This is a genomic window from Catellatospora chokoriensis, assembly GCF_011297315.1.
Lineage (GTDB): Bacteria > Actinomycetota > Actinomycetes > Mycobacteriales > Micromonosporaceae > Catellatospora > Catellatospora citrea.
This window is the reverse complement of sequence record NZ_JAAOTI010000023.1, coordinates 116,788-134,693: the sequence shown is the minus strand read 5'-3', so window position 1 is coordinate 134,693 and position 17,906 is coordinate 116,788. Positions and strand designations below refer to the sequence as shown.

Here is a 17,906-nt window from a genome sequence, read left to right as displayed (position 1 = left end):
GCCACATCCCTACGGCAACAGTGCCGCTAGCCGCCTGTTCACCGCGCTGAGCGTGGCTCGGACGACCGCCCGGCGAGGGTCTCCGGAGACCAGGGCGGAGCCCGCGAGCTGCTCCACCCAACCGCCGCAGACCAGCAGAACCACCACGACGGCGACCTCGCAACTGCCCATCGGGACGATGGTCGCCTGCTCCACGAAACACCGGCCGGACTCGCCGGTCGTGGTGCCCTCCCGCAGCAGGTCGTCGATGGCCACCGCGGTCGCGGCGGCGCACAGGCGCAGCACGTACGCGTCGACGGCCGGCCCGCTGGCCACCCCGACGGCCAGCCGGTCGCCGGTGTTGAGGCGCACCTCCACCGTCGCGTCCAGGCCGAAGGTGCTGGTCTGCACGTGCTCGATGATCGCGCGGGGGCCCTGGTCGCGTTCGGTGGGCAGCGGCGGCGGTGAGGCCGTGGCGGGCAGCTCGGGTTCGCTGTTCACCGAACGCAGCGCGGCGACCCGGTCACGCAGCTCGCCCGGCGCCCGGCGGGGCACGCTCACCGGATGGCGGCGGCGCGGCTCGCGCGGCGACTGGTCGGACAGCGGATCGGGGTGCAGCCCGGTCAGTCCCGGCGGCGGTGCCGCGCCCGCGCCCGACCGGGGCGCGGGCAGCGTGGCCGTCGGCGGGGTGGTGTCCGAGGGCGGCGCGGGCTTCGGCACCGGCGGGCCGGCCGGCGCGGCGTCGATGCCCATCTGCTCCTGCAGCATGCGGGCGACCATGCGGCTGATCGCCGCGGGGTCGGCCCCCTCGGCGAGGTCGAGCCGCAGGTGGTGGGCCCCGGTGGCGGTGGTGCGCAGGGCCGCGTCGCGCACCCCGGCGACGCCGCGCACGGCACGCAGCACCGCGTCGACGTCGAACCCGTCCGGGCGTTCGTCGGTGCCCACGTCGTCACTGCGGCGCAGGTGGGAGGCGATGCGGTCGAGCTGGGGCGTCGCCGCGACAACCGGTTCCGCCTCCACCACCGGGTGGATGGCGGGCGGCACGTCGGGCACCGCGGGCACCCGCTGCGGCAGGTGCTCGGCACCCGCCGGGTCGCCCTTGGCCTCCCCCGGCTCGGCCCGCCGGGCCTCGGGCACCGCCTGCTGGGGCGGCGGAGGCAGCTGCGGCCCGCCCGCGGGCTTGGGCACGTGCGGCAGTGGTTGCTGCGGCGCCGCGCCCGCAGGCGGCGGGAGGTGCGGCGGCGGCGAGGGCGGCAGGTAGGGCCGCGGCTGCGAGACGAAGGAGGGCTGGCCGGGCAGGCCGCCCGCAGGACCGCCGTCGTTTCGTTCGCCGGAGCGGCCGGGCTCGCGGCCGGGGTCACCGGCCGCCTGCGCCGCCACACCGCGGCTGTGGTCGATGCCCGCGAGCGCGGCGGCATGGCCGTCGCGCGTGGCGGCGAGGGTTTCCCGGGCCGCGGCGAGGCCGTCCCGGGCACCGCTGAGCTGGGCGGCGCGTGCCATGCCGGCCTGGGCGGCGGCGTAGCCCTCGCGGGCCGCGTCCAGCCGGGCGGCGGCAGCGGCGGCGGGATCCGGCAGCACCGGGAACTCGCCCGTCCGGATCCGCTCGGCTGCGTCGCCCGGACGCGCGGCGTCCGCCACCGCGCCGTGCGCGGCGTCGGGACCGGCCGGTTCGGCCTCGGGACGGGCCGGTTCCTGCGCCGGCCCGCCCTGGTGGAGGCCGTTGGTGCGGGACGGTGCCGGCGGCTCGGCGAAGGCCATGCCGAAGCGTGCGCCGAGCGACATGCGCTCCGCCTCCGCCTCTTCCTCCACCGCGTCTTCGTAGTCGTAGTCGTCGTCGAGCGCGGACGCGTCCGACCTGGGCCGCGGGGCGGCGGGCGGCACGGCCCGGGTGGCGGCTTCGGCCATCGCGGCCAGCGGCGCGTCCGCGGGTGGCGCGGTGGGCACCGGGCCGGAGAGCTCGGCGGGCAGCGAGGGCCGCAGGCCGGGCGGCGGCACCGGATAACCACCGGTGGGCATGGTGAGCGCGGGATTGGCCCCGGCGGGCAGCGGCGGCATGACCGGGATCGGGATCACCTCCGGCGGCGCGACCGCGGCCGAGGGGCCGGGGTGGTACGGCGTGAACACGGGCAGGCGTCCGGTGTCGTCGGGGCCGAGCACCGGCGAGCCGTTGCGGGGGGTGGGCTCGTCGAACGCGGCGTGGCGGGCGAACTCGGCCGAGGTCTGGGCGAACTCGTCGGCATACGGGTCCTCGCCGGGGGAGGAGAGCTCCGGCAGCGGACGTTCGTATGGCCGGTGGTGGCCGTTGCGCGCGGAGGGGGCGGTGTCCGGCGCGCGGACCAGCGTGGTGGTGACCGGGTCGGCGCCGGTGAGCGCGTCTATCCCCCGGCGGTCGGCTACCGTGGCGTGCCACGGGGTCAACGGCTCGAATCCGGGCTCCAACGCCGCACCCGCACTCGACCATGTATCCGTACGGTCGGAATCCGCCCAGCTCGCGGGCTTATGCCCGTTAGCCGTCGGGTGTCCGACTCCGCCGGCTGACCCGTTGGCGGGGTCGTCAGCTCCCGCTGTGTTTCCGGTCTGCCCTGTTACGTCCACCGTGCGCTCCTCCGTCGCCCACGCTGAGGCTACCGTGAACGGCGAATGACGATAAGTTGCAACGACGGGCCAGTTTGCAAGATCCGTCAAAGGATCCGTCTGCAGGGTGAGGAGATTCGATGACCGCGGCCACCAGTGGCGCCAACCCGACCGGCTCGACAGCCACGGGCCGGCCGACCCGGCTGCCCCGGTCGGCACGACGCAAGCAGCTGCTCGCCGCTGCTCAGGACGTCTTCGTCGCCCAGGGCTACCACTCCGCAGCGATGGACGACATCGCCGAACGGGCGGGCGTGTCGAAGCCGGTGCTCTACCAGCACTTTCCTGGAAAACTGGAGCTCTACCTGGCGCTGCTCGACACGCACTGCGACGCGTTCGCCGAGCGCATCCGCTCCGCCATGGCGGCGACCACGGACAACAAGGAACGCGTCCGGGGCGCGATGCAGGCCTACTTCGACTTCGTCTCGCACGAGAGCGAGGCCTACCGGCTGGTGTTCGAGTCCGACCTGAGGAACGACCCGGCGGTCGCGGAGCGGGTGGACCGGATGGAGCGCCTGTCGGTCGAGGCGATAACCGAGACCATCATGTCCGACACGGGTGTCAGCCGCGCCCGCGCCGAGGTGCTGGCCGCCGGCCTGTGCGGCGCGGCGCAGGTGTCGGCCCGGTGGTGGCTCGCCGGCGGCCGCGTCATCGCCCAGGACGAGGCCGAGCAGCTCATCACCACCCTCTCCTGGCGCGGCATCAGCAGCTTCCCCCTCTCCGGCACCGAGCACTGAGCCCCGCCCCCACCGACGACGCTGGGGGCGATCTCGCGCGGGCGCGCCTCGGCGACACGCGTGTGCCGGACGCCGGAGGGGCCGTTCTGGCAAGATCATCACAGGAGGTCGGCCGCCACGCCATCGTCCAGCTGCGACACCGGGGTAATCTCGGGAGCGAGCCGAGGAGGTTGTGTGGAGGTCAAGATCGGTGTGCAGTTCGCCCCCCGCGAGTTGGTGGTGGACAGCACGCAGACGCCCGCTGAGGTCGAGCAGATGGTCGCCGACGCGCTTGCGTCGAAGGCCCAGCTGCTGACGCTGGTCGACGAGAAGGGCCGGCGGGTCATCGTCCCGCTGGACAAGCTGGCTTACGTGGAGATCGCCGAGGCTTCGACGCGGAGTGTCGGCTTCTCGGCCCGCTGAGGTCGATCAGTACATAACTGCAGGTGAACGGCACGGTGCGGGTCGCACCGTGCCGTTCGCCGTCGCGGCCGGGTGCCCGGGGCAGGTCGGGCCGGTAGTCTGCGAGCGTGTCCACTGACGCCGGAGTGATCGATCTACTGGGCATGCTCGCCTACGGCGAGCTGCTGGCCTTCGACCGCATGGCCGCCGACGCCCGGCTCGCCCCGGACCTGGGCCGGCAGGCCCGGCTGGCCGAGATGGCCGCCTGGGAGATGGCCAACTACCGGCGGCTGGCCAACCGGCTCACCGCGCTGGGCGCGGACCCCGAAGAGGCAATGCTCCCGTTCGTCACCGCGCTGCGCACGTACCACGACAACACCGAGCCGGGAGACTGGCTGGAGGCGCTGACCAAGGCGTACGTCGGCGAGGGCATCTCCGACGACTTCTTCCGCGAGGTGGCGCAGGTGCTGCCCGAAGGCGTGCTGGCCGCGCCGGACCGGGCCCTGGTGCTCGACGTGCTGCACGACGACGGCTACGCGGACTTCGCGGCCGGGGAGATCCGCGCGGCCATCGCGGCGGACCCGAAGGTGGCCAACCGGCTGTCGATGTGGGCGCGCCGGCTGACCGGCGAGGCGCTGTCCCAGGCGCAGCTGGTCGCCCAGGAGCGCAGCCCGCTGACGGCGCTGGTGCTGGCGGGCATGAGCGGCGGGGAGTCGGTCGACGTGCTGTTCCGGAGGTTGACCACCGCGCACACGGCCAGGATGACGGCGGTCGGCCTCAACAATTGACCGTTTTGCGTGGGAAATCCCACTAAGAACCGGGAATTCGACACACACCTGGTGACCAGACGGCCACCGGGCCGTACGATGGCTGAGTTGACATGGGCCCGATGCCCATGTCGTCGCGTGTGCGGCGCCGCGATCCCCAACGATCGCGCCGCGCGATGGGATCCACATCCTTCATCGCCGCGCCCCGCGCTCGAGACTACATATACGCCCTTCGATGAACCGGGCGTACCGACATCCGCTGGGCAGCCCGCAGGGTCCGCCGTACGCGGATCACTGAGAGGGCACCCCAGAACCTGATGACCGAAAACATCGAAAGCACCACCGAAAGCACTCCCAAGACCGTCACCCTCGCGCCCACCTTCGCCGAGCTCGGCGTGCGCCCGGAGACCGTGGCCGCACTCGCCGCGATGGGCATCGAGCGCGCCTTCGCCATCCAGGAGTACGCGCTGCCGATCGCGCTGCGCGGCGGCGACATGATCGGTCAGGCGCCCACCGGCACCGGCAAGACCTTCGGCTTCGGCATCCCGCTGATCGACCACGCGATCGCCCCGGGCGAGGGCGAGTCCAGCGGGCAGCCGCAGGCGCTCGTCGTCGTGCCGACCCGTGAGCTGGGCCTGCAGGTCGCCAAGGACCTCGCCGGCGCGGGCCGGTCCCGCGGCGTGCGGGTGCTGGCGCTGTACGGCGGCGTCGCGTACGAGCCCCAGGTCGACGCACTGAAGGCCGGTGTCGAGATCGTGGTCAGCACGCCCGGCCGCCTGCTCGACCTGTGCAAGCAGAAGCACCTCAAGCTCGACCAGGTCAAGGCGCTGGTGCTCGACGAGGCCGACCGCATGCTCGACCTGGGCTTCCTCGACGACGTCGAGAAGATCCTGAAGATGCTGCCGGAAGACCGGCAGACCATGCTGTTCTCGGCGACCATGCCGGACCCGATCGTCACCCTGTCGCGCAAGTTCCTGCGCACGCCGGTGACGGTGCACGCGGGCCACACCACCGAGCCGGGCGTCAGCCCGCAGACCAAGCAGGTCGTCTACCGCACGCACCAGCTGAACAAGCTGGAGCTGCTGGCCCGCATCCTGCAGGCGCAGGGCCGCGGCCTCACCATGATCTTCACCCGGACCAAGCGCAACGCCGACCGCGTCAGCGAGGACCTCGACTTCCGCGGTTTCGCGGCCGCCGCGGTGCACGGCGACCTGGGCCAGGGCGCGCGTGAGCGGGCGCTGCGCGCGTTCCGGGCGGGCAAGGTCGACGTGCTCGTCGCCACCGACGTGGCCGCCCGCGGCCTGGACGTCTCCGGCGTCACCCACGTCATCAACTACGACTGCCCGGACGACGCGGAGACCTACGTGCACCGCATCGGCCGCACCGGCCGCGCCGGGGCCACCGGTGTCGCGGTGACCTTCGTCGACTGGGAGGACATGCCCCGCTGGCGGATCGTCGACAAGACGCTCGGCCTGGAGCTGACGGGCCCCGACGGCCCGGCGGAGACGTACCACACCTCGCCGTGGGTCTACACCGACCTGGACATCCCCACCGACGTCAGCGGCACCCTGCCCAGCGCCCAGCGCTCCCGGGCCGGGCTGTCCGCCGAGGTCGAGGAGGACCTGGGCGGCCGTTCCCGCGGCAGCCGGGACCGTGGCAAGCGCGGCCCGGCGGCCGAGCAGGCCGCCCCGCCGCGCGAGCGCGCGCCGCGCCGCCGCCGTCGCCTGGCCGGTGACGACGACGCCGCACCGGTGGCCGAGGCCGGAGCACAGGACGCGCCCGCCGACACGCCCGACGCCGAGGGTGAGGCCGGCCGTGGCCGCCGCCGCCGTCGCGGCCGGGGTGCCGGCACGGGCGCCGCGGTCGCCGCGTCGGTGACCCACGAGGGCGGGCTCGCACCGCTGTTCGCCGCTCCCCCGGACGGCTCCGACGGCCCGGCGGAGCCCGCCGAGGCAGCCGAGGGCGGCGCTTCGCGCTCGCGTTCGCGCCGCCGTCGTCGCCGCGGCGGGTCCGGTGGACCGGCCGAGGGCGCGCTGGAGACCTCGGTCGAGAGCTGATCTCGCGTCACAGGGACGCCCCCACGCTGCAGCCACAGCGTGGGGGCGTCTCTTTGCGCAGGCCAGGATCAAACGAAAGTTTGAGGTTAGGGTGACCTTACTCGCGTACGGTGCTGCGCATGAGTGAGCCCTTCTCCGCCCGCCTGCGCGCCGCCACCTGGTCCGACCACAGCTCGGCCGAGCAGACGACGTTCCTGGACGACCTGACCCGGGGGCGGCTGACCGTCGCCGCCCACGCCGCGCTGACCGCGCAGCACTACCTGGTCTACCAGGTGCTGGAGGAGGCCGCGGCGCGCTGGAGCGGGGACGCGGCCGTGTCCGGCTTCCACGACGACGCGCTCACCCGCCTGCCCGCGCTCGCCGCGGACCTCGCCTTCCTGCTCGGGACCGACTGGCGCGACGCGCTCACCCCGGTCCCGACCACCGCCGAGTACACCGCCCGCCTGCGCGAGGTGGCGTTCACCTGGCCCGGCGGCTTCGTCGCCCACCACTACAACCGCTACCTGGGCGACCTGTCCGGCGGGCAGTACGTGGCCCGCGCCCTGGCCCGCGCGTACGGGCTCGACCTCGGCGGCGACGGCCTGCGCTTCTACGCCTTCGACGGCATCGCCGACCCGACCGCCTTCAAGGACGCCTACCGCGCCCGGCTCGACGCCGCGCCCTGGGACGCCGCCGAGCAGGACCGGGTCATCAACGAGGTGAAGCTCGCCTACCTGTTCAACACCGATCTGCTGGCCGACCTTGGCCGGGTCCACCCGGACCCGTTCCCGCCGGAGGTCATCGCCCAGATCATGCGGCACATGAACGACGACCACCCCGCCGACTCCCTGCTGATCTGCCGGGCCACGCTGCCCGAGCCGGCCCGCCCGGCCGCCACTGCGGCGGCCATGTCGGGCATGGACAACCGCGGCATCGAGTTCAAGGCCGTGATCAACGGCGTCGAGACGCCGATCCGGGTGCCCTTCGCCCAGCAGTTGACCGAGCGCGCCCAGGTGCGCGTCGAGGTGACCCGGCTCTACCGCGAGGCGTGCGCCCTGCTCGGGGTGCCATCCCGGTGAGCGCGGGCGTGGAACACTGGCCGGTGTGGAGACGGCACACGATGTCCTCATCGCGCTGACCAGGCGGTACGCCTTCGCTGAGGTGGCCGCGCTGGTCGCGCCGGACTCCGGCGTGCTGCCGCGCGCCGGCGGCGGGGCGCTGTCCACCGAGTCCGTCGCCCACGTGCAGCAGCTGTGCGCGTTCGGGCAGCGGCTGCTCGACCTCGACGCTGAGGACTTCGGCGAGCTGAACGCCGCCGCCGAGGCCAACACCGAGCATGCGGTCGCCGACCAGGTGCATGGCGACCACGTGCCCGAGCACCTGCGGGAGCGGGCGCTGGCGTGCCGCATGCCGCAGGCGCCCAGGGAGGTGCACCGCGGCGCGCTGGGCAGCATGCGGCCCGCGTTCCGGCTGCTGCTGGAGGTCATCGACGCACGCTTCCGGCGCGGCGAGACCACGGCGGTGGTCGCCGCGGTGCACATCGCCAGCGAGTACGGGCCGCTGCTGGTCTGGGAGCGGGTGCTCGGGCACGCCGCCGACCCGGTGCGCATGCCCGCGGCGGTGGGCGGCGACGGCAGCGCGTGGGGCGACTTCGACGACCGGGACTGCCCGCACACCAAGCCCGAGAAGTCCGCCGCGCGGCGCTGCCTGACCGTGGCGCACGAGAACAGCGCCGGCTGGCGGACCTACCTCGACCGCCAGCACTCCAACACCTCGCACGCACTCTGCGTCTGCGCCACCACCTGCCACCGCCGGTGCAGCGTCTACCGCCGCCTCGACGCACGGCAGGCCGAGGTGGTCACCCACGGCTGCCGGCTGGCCGCGGCGCTCAACGAGTCGGCGGTGGTGAAGCTGCGCCACAGCGCGCCGGTCGGCCACGGCTTCGGCGTGCCGTCCCAGCGCGAGCTCCTCGACGCCTGGGGTCGCACCCGCGCCTCGCTGGCCAAGCACGACCCGGCGATCGCCGAGGAGGACGGTTACCCGCTGCCCGGGTTCGCCGCCTTCGTCGCGGTGCTGGCCGGTGCGCCCATGCCCCCGGACACCCTGCTCGCCGAGACCGCCATCGAACTCGCCAAAGCCCTCACTCCCTGACGCCCGCCCGCAGCGCGGCGCATTGATCGTTCGACTTGCCTGGCACCTGTGCGTATCTTGGGCGCGCTTTCGCCCATGTGCCTGGCAGGTCGAGCGAGCTTGACGCGGGCGGTCAGCCCGGCGGGGTGACCGCCAGCAGGGTCGCCAGGTGGGGTTGGACCTGCCACTCGGACAGCAGGGCGGCCAGTTCCGCGGCCTCGGCGGGCGACGGGCGGCGGCCGGTGCGGTGGGCGCGGATCATCGCGTTGCGCGGGGTGTGCGCCGAGTCGATGAACTCGACCACCTCCACCGCGTACCCGTGCTCGCGCAGCAGTGCCGCGCGCACCGTGTCGGTGAGCACGTCGGCGAAGCGCTCGCGCAGGATGCCGTGCTCGGTCAGCAGCCCCGCCGCGCCTGCCGGCGGGTGCTTGCGCAGCTGCCGGGACAGGTCCTTGTGGCAGCAGGGCGCGGCCAGGATCCAGCGCGCGTCCCAGGACAGCGCGCGGGCCAGCGCGTCGTCGGTGGCCGTGTCACAGGCGTGCAGCGCCAGCACCACGTCGGCCTGCGGCACCGCGGCGTCGGCGATGGTGCCCGCGAGGAAGCTGACGTGGTCCGCCCAGCCCAGCTTGCGGGCGATCGCGGTGTTGCGCTCGCGCTGGTCGTCGCGCACGTCCACGCCGATCAAGCGCACGTCCAGGCCGAGCCCGGACAGGTGGCGGTACGCCGCGAAGGTCAGGTACGCGTTCCCGCAGCCCAGGTCGACGACGTGCAGCGGGCTCGGCAGCTGCGCCGGGTCGGGCAGGGTGGCGTCCAGCGCCCGCAGGAACGCGTCGACCTGCCGGCGCTTGGCGGCGTCACCGCCGATCACGGCGTACAGCGGGTCGCCGGGGTCGATCAGGTGCTCGCGCGGCCGGTCGTGCGCGGTGACCGCGGGCGCGGCCGCGGGGGCCGCGGAGCGGTGCAGCACCGCGCCCTTCTTGGTGGCCTGCAGGCGCACCGTGCCGTGCGCGGTCTCCACCGTCCAGCTGCCGAACGGCTCGGCCAGCAGCTCGTCGACCCGGCCCGCCAGCTCCGCGCCGGGGGCGAGGTTCACCGTGGTGGGGCGCTGCCCGTCCTCGGTCACCAGCTGCACCCGGTCCCCCGCTTTCAGGGTCACCGGGCGCAGCGTGGCGCGTGACACGGACGGCGTCCCGTCGCGCCGCTGCCCGCCCGCGGTCGCCCGGATCAGGTCCGGCGCCAGCAGGAGTTCGCGTACCTCGGCCAGGGCTTCAGGGAGTGCTGCCATACGTCAAGGATGCGCGATGGCGCGCGGAGCCGGTCAGAAGGCCCCGGCCGGCTCGCGGTAGTAGCCCGGACTCTCCGCGGAGAAGACGATCAGCGCCACGATCGCCGCGATGATGAGCAAGCCCAGCGCGGTGGCGATCCAGCCGACGATGATGCCGGTCAGGGCCATGCCGTCGCCCTCCTCGCCGCTCTCGCGGATCTTGCGACGGGCGACGTGCCCCAGGATCGCGCCGAGCGGGCCGAGGATGAGCGCGGGCACGCCGTAGAAGCACAGCATGACCGCGCCGGCCAGTGCGGTCACCATCGCGCCGATGGCCATGCCGTTGGTGCGCCGCTGCAGGTAGACGTAGGGGTATGGGGCGTATCCGGGCGGTGGGTAGGCGCCGTACGGGTTCGGCTGGCCGAGCGGCTGCCCGGGAACCTGCGGCCAGCCGCCGGTCGGGTGACCGGCCGCCGGGTGGTGCGCGGCCGCCTGGTACGGGTTCGGCCAGTGTCCGGGTGCGGCAACGGGGCTCGCGGCCGGGCTGCCGGGCGCGGCCGCGGGGGTGGCCGGGCTGTCCTGAGCGTTCGCCGCGGCGGGGTCGGCCGGGCCGAAGGTCAGCGGCGCCGGTGCAGGGAACGCCGGCTGCGGCGTGCCGGGATCCGGGCTCGGGGGTGGCGGCGCGGTGGGGTCGGTCATCGGCCTGGCTCCATCCGGTAAGGGTCCCGACAGAGTAAGCGGTGCCTCCTACTGGCGTCAGCTCGGACAAACCGGCAGGATCAAGCCATGAACGAGCGGATGGATCTCTTCCGGCTGGACGGCCGGGTCGCACTCGTCACCGGTGCCGGCAGCCCGCACGGCATCGGCTTCGCCACCGCTCGCCAGCTGGCCGCACTCGGCGCGAAGGTCGCCGTCGTCTCCACCACCCGGCGCATCCACGAACGCGCCGGCGAGCTGGGCGTGCTCGGCTTCGTAGCCGATCTCACCCTGGAGGCGGAGGTCGGCGCGCTCGCCGACGCGGTCACCGAGCAGCTGGGCGACGTCGACATCCTGGTCAACAACGCCGGCCTGACCAGCCGGGCCAGCCCGGAGGTGATCCGGCCGGTCGCGCAGCTCAGCTTCGAGGAGTGGAAAGCCGAGATCGACCGCAATCTGACCACGGCGTTCCTGTCCAGCCGGGCGTTCCTCGGCGGCATGTCGGAGCGCGGCTGGGGCCGCATCGTCAACCTCGCCGCCACCGCCGGACCGGTGAACGCGCTGCCGGCCGAGGCCGGTTACGCCGCCGCGAAGGCGGGCGTGCTGGGCCTGACCCGGGCGCTGGCGATGGAGCTGGTCGCCGACGGCATCACCGTCAACGCGGTCGCCCCCGGCACCATCCACACCTCGGCGTCGACGCTGGCCGAACTCAAACTCGGCTACGACACCCCGATGGGCCGCCCCGGCACCCCCGACGAGGTCGCCGCCACCATCGCCTTCCTCTGCTCCCCCGCCGCGGGCTACATAACGGGCCAGATGCTGGTGATCGACGGCGGCCAATCCGTCCGCCAGGGCTGACCAGCCGAAGGAAGGGCACCTTCTTGACGCTATCCGTAGCAGAAGGTGCCCTTCTTAACACCGGAGCGGCTTCACCTGCGGTGAAGCCGTCGGCGATTTGCGGTGGGCGCGGTGCGGGGCTCGGCGTGGGGCGGGGCTCGGCGTGGGGGCGAGGCTCGGCGCGACGGTGAAGGCCCGGAGCCGTGTGGTCATACCCCCACGGTTTGGGGTGTCAGCGCGAGCGCGGCCGCGTCGGGGAGGGTGACCGCCGACTCGCCCGCGAAACCGTCGTCGGAGGCGAACTGCAGGTGGTCGGCGAGATCCGGCGCGGCCAGCCGGATCGCCCGGATGCCCAGCGCCTGCGCGCCGGTCAGCTCACGGGAACCGCCGTCGCCGACGAACACGCACTCCTCGGGGACCACGTCCAGCCGCGCGCAGGCGGCGAGGTAGATGCGCGGATCCGGCTTGCTGCAGCCGACCTGCACCGAGAAGACCTTCGCGTCGAGCAGGTGGTTGACCGGCAGCGCCCGCATGATCTCGGGCAGCTCCCAGGCGCAGTCGCTGACCACGGCCAGGCGGATGCCCGCCCGGCGCAGCCGCCACAGCGTGGGCACCGCCTCGGGACGCAGGTGCGTGTCGGCGCGTACGGCCATCAGCCGGGCGGCCTGGGCCGCGCGCAGCCGCGCCGGGGTGACGCGTACACCCAGCTCGGAGGCCACCCAGCGCATGGTGTCCAGGGCGTCGCCGTACGCGCCCCGGCAGCGGGGGAAGAAGGAGGTGTTCAGCACCGCGAAGTACTCGGCGGGCTCGCAGCCGAGCAGCCGGGGGGCCAGTTCGTGGGCCGGTCCGCGGGTGCACGCCGAGGTCAGCGTGCCGTAGAAATCGAACAGGATCGCGCGCGGCATTACGCCGGATAACGAAGGTTCTGAATCCATTCGAGCGACAGTAATCAGCTGCTCACGTGAAGTACATAGGATGATCGCGCACAGTGGGCAGATGAACGCATGGAGTAGATGTCAGTGTGCTGACAGGCCGCTCACCTGCGCCTGGCAGGATCGGGCCTCATGCGATCACGGCTCGACCCGCTCACCATCGCCGCGATCACCATCGCGATCATCGCCGTGTCCTCGTCCGGGCCGCTCATCGCATACGCCGCCGCGCCCGCGCTGGCCATCGCCTTCTGGCGCAACGCCCTCGCCGTCGGCGTGCTCGCCCCGGTCACCCTCACCCGCCGCCGCGCCGAACTGCGCGGCCTGCGCACCGACCACGCCTGGCGGTGGAGCGTGCTGGCCGGGCTCGCGCTGGCCGGGCACTTCGCCACCTGGGTGCCCAGTGTCAAGATGACCACCGTCGCCACCGCGACCGCACTGGTCGCCACGCAGCCGGTCTGGGCCGGCCTGATCGCGCTCTGGCAGGGCCGGCGGCTGGGCCGGTGGACCTGGGTCGGCATCGGCACCGCCGTGGTGGGTGCGGCCATCGCGACGGGCGCGGACTTCACCCAAGGGGGTACGGCTTTCGTCGGCGACCTGCTCGCCGTGGCCGGCGGCCTGCTCGCGGCGATCTACACGTCCCTGGGCGAGAAGGCCCGCAGCCGGACCTCGACCACGACGTACACCACCGTCTGCTATTCCGTGTGCGCCGCGGTGCTGCTCGGGGTGTGCCTGCTGTTCGGCGTGGAGCTGACCGGCTTCGACGACCGGACCTGGCTGGCCATCATCGCGCTGACGGCCGGCGCGCAGCTGCTCGGGCACTCGATGTTCAACTACGCCCTGCACAAGGTCTCCGCCACCACGATCAGCGTACTGATCCTGCTGGAGGTGCCCGGGGCCGCAGCGCTCGGCTGGGTGTGGCTGGGCCAGGCCCCGCCCGCCGCGGCCTGGCCCGGCATCGCCCTGCTCATGGCGGGCGTCGCCGCCGTCATCCTGGGCGCGCGCCGCCCGGCCGCCCTGCCCACCCCCGACCCGGTGGACGTCGACCTCCCCGCCCGCGACGGCTGACGCCGTGTCGGTGCCGCGGTTCTGCACTTTCCGGGAAAGTGCAGCCACTCGCGCGCTCGAACGCGCAGTTTCCCCGAAACTGCAGCCCGGCAACGCCGGCCCTGCTGCTCGCGTCGCGTCGGCGGGTGAAGGTGCGGCGGTGCGGCGGCGCAGGCCGGGTGGGCGAGGTGTTAAGAAGGTGCCCTTCCGCTACGCGTAGCGATGGGAAGGTGCCCTTCCTTCGGGTGGGAGGATGGGCGGCATGACGCATCCGTTGGTGGAGGAGGCCGCCAAGAAGGCGGCGGTCGCGTGGGTGTCGGTGGGCGGCGGGCTTGCGCGCGCGGTGTGGTGCCTGCCGCAGGACGGGCGGCTGCACGTGGTGGTCGGGCCGGGTGAGCAGGACCTGCCGGGGCTGGCCGAGGCCGCCACCGCCACGGTGACGCTGCGCGGCGACCACGGCGGGGCGGTGGTGACCTATCCGGCACAGGTGCAGCGGATCGAGCCGGGCAGCGAGCAGTGGGACGCGGTCGCGGTGACGCTGGCGGGCAAGCGGCTCAACTCTCCCGGCACCGCCGAGTTGCTCGCCGCGCGCTGGGGCCGGGAGTGCGCCCTGGTGGCGCTCACCCCGGCCGGCGACCCCGCACCGGCGGGCGACGACTCGGGGCGGGCCGAACCGCGGCCGAGCCCCGCCGCCAACGCCACCCGCAAGCCGTTCCGGCTGCACCGGGTACGACGCCGATAACACCCGATCATGTGAGAAATACGCATACCATGCGAATATGGCCACGCTGACCAGGGTCTTCGTCGCCCGGCTCGCAGGCCTGCCCGTCTACGACCCGAACGGCGACCAGGTGGGCCGGGTGCGTGACGCCGTCGCCCGGCTGCGCTCCGACGGGCCCCCGTCGGTCGTCGGGCTGGTCGCGGAGATGCCGCTGCGGCGGCAGATCTTCCTGCCGATGGCCCGGATCACCTCGATCGACACCGACAGCGTGGTGCTCGGCTCCGGCACCATCAACCTGCGCCGCTTCCAGAAGGGCCCGGCCGAGCTGATGGTGCTCGCCGACCTGCTGGACCGGCGCATCACCACCCCCAACGGCACCCCTGCCACGGTCGTGGACGTCGCCATGGAGTCCGACCGGGCGGGGCAGTGGAACCTCGGCCGCGTGGCAGTACGCGACGTCACCAGCCGGCTGAGCCGCCGCGGCCAGCTGCACCAGTTCGAGTGGCACGAGCTGCCCGGCCTGGTCGACCCCGGCGCGCTGCAGGGCACCGCGTCGCTGCTGTCCGTGCTGGAGAAGATGCGCCCGGCCGATCTCGCCAACGCCCTGCAGGACCTGCCCGACCAGCGCAAGCACGCGGTGGCCGCGGCGCTGGACGACGAGCGGCTGGCCGACGTGCTGGAGGAGCTGCCCGAGCACGCGCAGGTCGACATCCTGGCTCGGCTGGACCGCGAGCGGGCCGCCGACGTGCTGGAGGAGATGGACGCCGACGACGCCGCCGACCTGCTGGCCGAGCTGCCGCCCTCGGAGCGGGCGCTGCTGCTGGACCTGATGGAGCCGGAGGAGTCCGCCCCGGTGCGCGCCCTGATGCAGTACCGGCCGAACACCGCGGGCGCGGTGATGACCAGCGAGCCGGTGATCCTGACCCCGGACGCGACCGTCGCCGACGCGCTGGCCCGCATCCGGGAGAAGTCGCTGTCCCCGGCGCTGGCCGCGCAGGTGTTCGTGTGCCGCGCTCCGATCGACACGCCCACCGGCCGCTACCTGGGCGTGGTGCACTTCCAGCGGCTGCTGCGCGAGCCGCCGGGCGACCTGCTGGGCGGGGTGCTGGAGCGCGACATCACGCCGCTGGCGCCGAACCTGCCGCTGGCCGACATCACCCGGCGGATGGCGACGTACAACCTGGTCGCGATCGCGGTGGTGGACTCCAACGACCGGCTGGTCGGCGCGGTGACCGTGGACGACGTGCTCGACCACCTGCTGCCGCGGGACTGGCGGGAGCAGGAGCGCGCCGCGGACAGCACCCCATGACCGCGGCCGGCCGGGAGGCGGTCCGGTGAACGACCGCCTGGACCAGCCCCGGGAGCCGCACGCCATCCGGCTGCCCCGCTGGGACCCCGACGCGTTCGGCAACTTCGCCGAGAAGTTCGCCCGCTTCATGGGCACCGCGAAGTTCCTCGTCTACATGACGGTCTTCGTGATCGTGTGGATCCTGATCAACCTGATCGGCGTCTTCGGGCTGCAGTGGGACCCGTACCCGTTCATCCTGCTCAACCTGTTCTTCAGCACCCAGGCGTCGTATGCCGCACCGCTGATCCTGCTCGCCCAGAACCGCCAGGCCGACCGCGACCGGCTGACCATCGACGAGGACCGCCGCCGCGCCCAGGCCCAGAAGGCCGACACGGAGTACCTGGCCCGGGAGATCGCCTCGCTGCGCATGGCGCTCAACGAGGTGGCGACCCGCGACTACATCCGCTCCGAGCTGACCAAGCTGGCCGAGGAGCTGGACGACGCCGCGCACCGGCGGCACCAGCAGGAGAAGGCCGATCGCAAGGAAAAGAAAAGCCGCGCGTCGCAAGGGGCATGACGCGCGGCCGGATCTCTTTCGATGGTCCCACGGTCGGGGGACGGGGGCAACGGGTCGCGAGAATGTTGCGCGTGCCACCCGGCCCTCGCGGCGGCCGCTCATGATCGATGCCGCGGGTAACATGGGCGCATGTCCACCGCTGTGCACGCCGACGACCAGGCTGTCCTGGCCGCACTCGCCTCCGTGAACGACCCGGAGATCAAGCGCCCCATCACCGAGCTCGGCATGGTCGAGTCGGTGAAGGTCGACGCGGGTGTGGCGTACGTCCGCATCCTGCTCACCGTCGCCGGCTGCCCGCTCAAGGACACCCTGCGCACCGACATCACGGCGGCCGCCGTCACCGTCGAAGGCGTCACCTCGGTCGAGATCGACTTCGGCGTGATGAGCCCCGACCAACGCCAGGACCTGCAGAAGCGGCTGCGCGGCAACGCTGCGGCCGAGCCGGTGATCCCCTTCGCGCAACCCGGCAGCCGCACCCGCGTGTACGCGGTCGCCTCCGGCAAGGGCGGCGTCGGCAAGTCCAGCGTCACCGTCAACCTGGCCGCCGCGCTGGCCGCCCGGGGCCTGTCGGTGGGCGTCGTCGACGCCGACATCTACGGCCACTCGGTGCCCCGCATGCTCGGCGTGCAGGGCCGTCCCACCCAGGTCGAAGACATGATCATGCCGCCGCAGGCGCACGGCGTGAAGGTCATCTCCATCGGTATGTTCACCAGCGGCAACGCCGCGGTCGTCTGGCGCGGGCCGATGCTGCACCGGGCCCTGCAGCAGTTCCTCGCGGACGTGTACTGGGGCGACCTGGACGTGCTGCTGCTCGACCTGCCCCCGGGCACCGGCGACATCGCGATCTCGCTGGCGCAGCTGCTGCCGACCGCGGAGATCCTGGTCGTCACGACCCCGCAGGCCGCGGCCGCCGAGGTCGCCGAGCGCGCCGGCGCGATCTCCATGCAGACCCACCAGCGCCTGGTCGGCGTCATCGAGAACATGTCCTGGCTGGAGCTGCCCGACGGCACCCGCATGGAGGTCTTCGGGGCCGGCGGCGGGCAGACCGTGGCCGACTCGCTGACCCGCCTCACCGGCGCGTCGGTGCCGCTGCTGGGTCAGATCCCGCTGGACACCGGCGTACGCGAAGCCGGCGACGACGGCACCCCCGCCGTGCTGGCCAAGCCCGACTCCCCAGCCGGCACCGCCCTCAACGCCATCGCCGACCGCCTGGCCCTGCGCCGCGAGTCCCTGGTCGGCAAGTCCCTGGGCCTCTCCCCCGCCAAGCGCTGACCCAGGCGCGACACCCCGACCCGCCCGCGGGCCCGGCCCGCCCTGCGGGCACCCCACCCTGCGACAACTCTTGAAGACTTGCGGCCTCAGAGTGCATCTGAGGCCGCAAGTCTTCAAGAGTTGTGCGCGAAGGGCGTGGCCGGCCGCCGCGGCGCGGAGCGCTGTGCGACGTCGGCGGGGTGGGTCAGGTGGCGTCGTCGAAGCGGGCCGGGGCCGGGGTGGCGGCGGGCGCGGACGAGGTGGATGCGGGGGTGGCGGAGGCCATGGCGTTGACGTTGGCCTTGGTCTCGGCGGCCAGCTTGCCGGCGGTGCTCAGCTCGCCCTTGAGGTCGTCGTAGATGCCGGTCAGCGGCTTGCGGAGGGCGGCCTCGTCCTCCTCGCTGAGCAGGTGCTTGCGGACGAAGGCCTTCGGGTTCAGGTCTTCGAGCTTGATGTCGGTGCCCAGCTCCTTGCTCAGGTCGCCGGTGGCGTTCGTGGCCATGGCGCGCAGGCCGCGCAGCATCCGCATGCCGTCGCCGATGACCTTGGGAAGCCGCTCCCCGAAGATCAACAGTGCGATCAGCAGGAGCCCGATGAACTCCCAGCTGTTCAGGTTGTCCAACACCGCTGCCTCC

General features: G+C 73.4%; 17 protein-coding genes. 12 read left to right on the top strand and 5 right to left on the bottom strand.

Going from position 1 to position 17,906, the window contains the following annotated elements:
• Nucleotides 1-9: 9 nt before the first annotated feature.
• Nucleotides 10-2,418 carry a hypothetical protein gene (locus HAV39_RS29860; protein WP_191842493.1) on the bottom strand — a complete coding sequence of 803 codons (2,409 nt, stop codon included), beginning with the start codon at nucleotides 2,416-2,418 and terminating at the stop codon, nucleotides 10-12.
• A 275-nt stretch (nucleotides 2,419-2,693) separates the two neighbouring features.
• Here HAV39_RS29860 and HAV39_RS29855 point away from each other — a divergent pair, with 275 nt between their 5' ends.
• From HAV39_RS29855 to HAV39_RS29830, 6 genes are all read left to right on the top strand, one after another.
• Entirely contained in the window at nucleotides 2,694-3,347 is a 654-nt protein-coding gene (locus HAV39_RS29855; protein ID WP_120317218.1) for a TetR/AcrR family transcriptional regulator, read from the top strand.
• 174 nt (nucleotides 3,348-3,521) lie between these two features.
• Nucleotides 3,522-3,749: a DUF3107 domain-containing protein gene (locus HAV39_RS29850; RefSeq protein ID WP_120317219.1), complete on the top strand. Its 228-nt coding sequence runs from the start codon at nucleotides 3,522-3,524 to the stop codon at nucleotides 3,747-3,749.
• A 107-nt stretch (nucleotides 3,750-3,856) separates the two neighbouring features.
• Nucleotides 3,857-4,516 carry a ferritin-like fold-containing protein gene (locus HAV39_RS29845; protein WP_239120573.1) on the top strand — a complete coding sequence of 220 codons (660 nt, stop codon included), beginning with the start codon at nucleotides 3,857-3,859 and terminating at the stop codon, nucleotides 4,514-4,516.
• Nucleotides 4,517-4,812: 296 nt separating this feature from the next.
• Nucleotides 4,813-6,552: a DEAD/DEAH box helicase gene (locus HAV39_RS29840; RefSeq protein ID WP_191842492.1), complete on the top strand. Its 1,740-nt coding sequence runs from the start codon at nucleotides 4,813-4,815 to the stop codon at nucleotides 6,550-6,552.
• A gap of 119 nt (nucleotides 6,553-6,671) precedes the next feature.
• Nucleotides 6,672-7,610 (top strand): biliverdin-producing heme oxygenase, encoded by a 939-nt coding sequence (locus HAV39_RS29835; RefSeq protein ID WP_191842491.1) that lies wholly within the window; start codon nucleotides 6,672-6,674, stop codon nucleotides 7,608-7,610.
• 25 nt (nucleotides 7,611-7,635) lie between these two features.
• Complete coding sequence (locus HAV39_RS29830; protein ID WP_191842490.1) at nucleotides 7,636-8,682, top strand: hypothetical protein; 1,047 nt, start codon at nucleotides 7,636-7,638, stop codon at nucleotides 8,680-8,682.
• A gap of 112 nt (nucleotides 8,683-8,794) precedes the next feature.
• Here HAV39_RS29830 and HAV39_RS29825 read toward each other — a convergent pair whose 3' ends face one another.
• On the bottom strand, nucleotides 8,795-9,946 hold the full coding sequence (locus HAV39_RS29825) for a class I SAM-dependent methyltransferase (protein WP_191842489.1): 1,152 nt from the start codon (nucleotides 9,944-9,946) through the stop codon (nucleotides 8,795-8,797).
• Between the two features lie 33 nt (nucleotides 9,947-9,979).
• Nucleotides 9,980-10,624, bottom strand: coding sequence for a DUF4190 domain-containing protein (locus tag HAV39_RS42930; protein WP_191842488.1), 645 nt, complete (start codon nucleotides 10,622-10,624; stop codon nucleotides 9,980-9,982).
• Nucleotides 10,625-10,711: 87 nt separating this feature from the next.
• Here HAV39_RS42930 and HAV39_RS29815 point away from each other — a divergent pair, with 87 nt between their 5' ends.
• Nucleotides 10,712-11,479: an SDR family NAD(P)-dependent oxidoreductase gene (locus HAV39_RS29815; protein ID WP_120317224.1), complete on the top strand. Its 768-nt coding sequence runs from the start codon at nucleotides 10,712-10,714 to the stop codon at nucleotides 11,477-11,479.
• 188 nt (nucleotides 11,480-11,667) lie between these two features.
• On the opposite strand, the gene HAV39_RS29810 is transcribed toward HAV39_RS29815, so the two are convergent.
• The gene (locus tag HAV39_RS29810) at nucleotides 11,668-12,363 is read right to left on the bottom strand and encodes an HAD family hydrolase (RefSeq protein ID WP_191842487.1); all 696 of its coding nucleotides are present in this window, start codon (nucleotides 12,361-12,363) and stop codon (nucleotides 11,668-11,670) included.
• A gap of 159 nt (nucleotides 12,364-12,522) precedes the next feature.
• On the opposite strand from HAV39_RS29810, the gene HAV39_RS29805 reads away from it, so the two are divergent.
• From HAV39_RS29805 to HAV39_RS29785, 5 genes are all read left to right on the top strand, one after another.
• A complete protein-coding gene (locus HAV39_RS29805; protein ID WP_191842486.1) occupies nucleotides 12,523-13,455 on the top strand; it encodes a DMT family transporter in 933 nt (310 codons plus the stop codon).
• 241 nt (nucleotides 13,456-13,696) lie between these two features.
• Nucleotides 13,697-14,176 (top strand): hypothetical protein, encoded by a 480-nt coding sequence (locus HAV39_RS29800; RefSeq protein WP_239120571.1) that lies wholly within the window; start codon nucleotides 13,697-13,699, stop codon nucleotides 14,174-14,176.
• A 37-nt stretch (nucleotides 14,177-14,213) separates the two neighbouring features.
• Nucleotides 14,214-15,464: a magnesium transporter MgtE N-terminal domain-containing protein gene (locus tag HAV39_RS29795; RefSeq protein WP_191842485.1), complete on the top strand. Its 1,251-nt coding sequence runs from the start codon at nucleotides 14,214-14,216 to the stop codon at nucleotides 15,462-15,464.
• 25 nt (nucleotides 15,465-15,489) lie between these two features.
• Nucleotides 15,490-16,020, top strand: coding sequence for a DUF1003 domain-containing protein (locus HAV39_RS29790; protein ID WP_191842484.1), 531 nt, complete (start codon nucleotides 15,490-15,492; stop codon nucleotides 16,018-16,020).
• A 129-nt stretch (nucleotides 16,021-16,149) separates the two neighbouring features.
• Nucleotides 16,150-17,292: an Mrp/NBP35 family ATP-binding protein gene (locus HAV39_RS29785; protein ID WP_191842483.1), complete on the top strand. Its 1,143-nt coding sequence runs from the start codon at nucleotides 16,150-16,152 to the stop codon at nucleotides 17,290-17,292.
• A gap of 184 nt (nucleotides 17,293-17,476) precedes the next feature.
• Here HAV39_RS29785 and HAV39_RS29780 read toward each other — a convergent pair whose 3' ends face one another.
• A complete protein-coding gene (locus HAV39_RS29780; protein ID WP_191842482.1) occupies nucleotides 17,477-17,896 on the bottom strand; it encodes a twin-arginine translocase TatA/TatE family subunit in 420 nt (139 codons plus the stop codon).
• Nucleotides 17,897-17,906: the final 10 nt, after the last annotated feature.

Coding starts and splice junctions, on each gene's coding strand:
- HAV39_RS29855 (WP_120317218.1), top strand. CDS start 2,694: ATGACCGCGGCCACCAGTGGCGCCAACCCGACCGGCTCGACAGCCACG.
- HAV39_RS29840 (WP_191842492.1), top strand. CDS start 4,813: ATGACCGAAAACATCGAAAGCACCACCGAAAGCACTCCCAAGACCGTC.
- HAV39_RS29835 (WP_191842491.1), top strand. CDS start 6,672: ATGAGTGAGCCCTTCTCCGCCCGCCTGCGCGCCGCCACCTGGTCCGAC.
- HAV39_RS29825 (WP_191842489.1), bottom strand. CDS start 9,946: ATGGCAGCACTCCCTGAAGCCCTGGCCGAGGTACGCGAACTCCTGCTG.
- HAV39_RS42930 (WP_191842488.1), bottom strand. CDS start 10,624: ATGACCGACCCCACCGCGCCGCCACCCCCGAGCCCGGATCCCGGCACG.
- HAV39_RS29815 (WP_120317224.1), top strand. CDS start 10,712: ATGAACGAGCGGATGGATCTCTTCCGGCTGGACGGCCGGGTCGCACTC.
- HAV39_RS29810 (WP_191842487.1), bottom strand. CDS start 12,363: ATGCCGCGCGCGATCCTGTTCGATTTCTACGGCACGCTGACCTCGGCG.
- HAV39_RS29805 (WP_191842486.1), top strand. CDS start 12,523: ATGCGATCACGGCTCGACCCGCTCACCATCGCCGCGATCACCATCGCG.
- HAV39_RS29800 (WP_239120571.1), top strand. CDS start 13,697: ATGACGCATCCGTTGGTGGAGGAGGCCGCCAAGAAGGCGGCGGTCGCG.
- HAV39_RS29795 (WP_191842485.1), top strand. CDS start 14,214: ATGGCCACGCTGACCAGGGTCTTCGTCGCCCGGCTCGCAGGCCTGCCC.
- HAV39_RS29785 (WP_191842483.1), top strand. CDS start 16,150: ATGTCCACCGCTGTGCACGCCGACGACCAGGCTGTCCTGGCCGCACTC.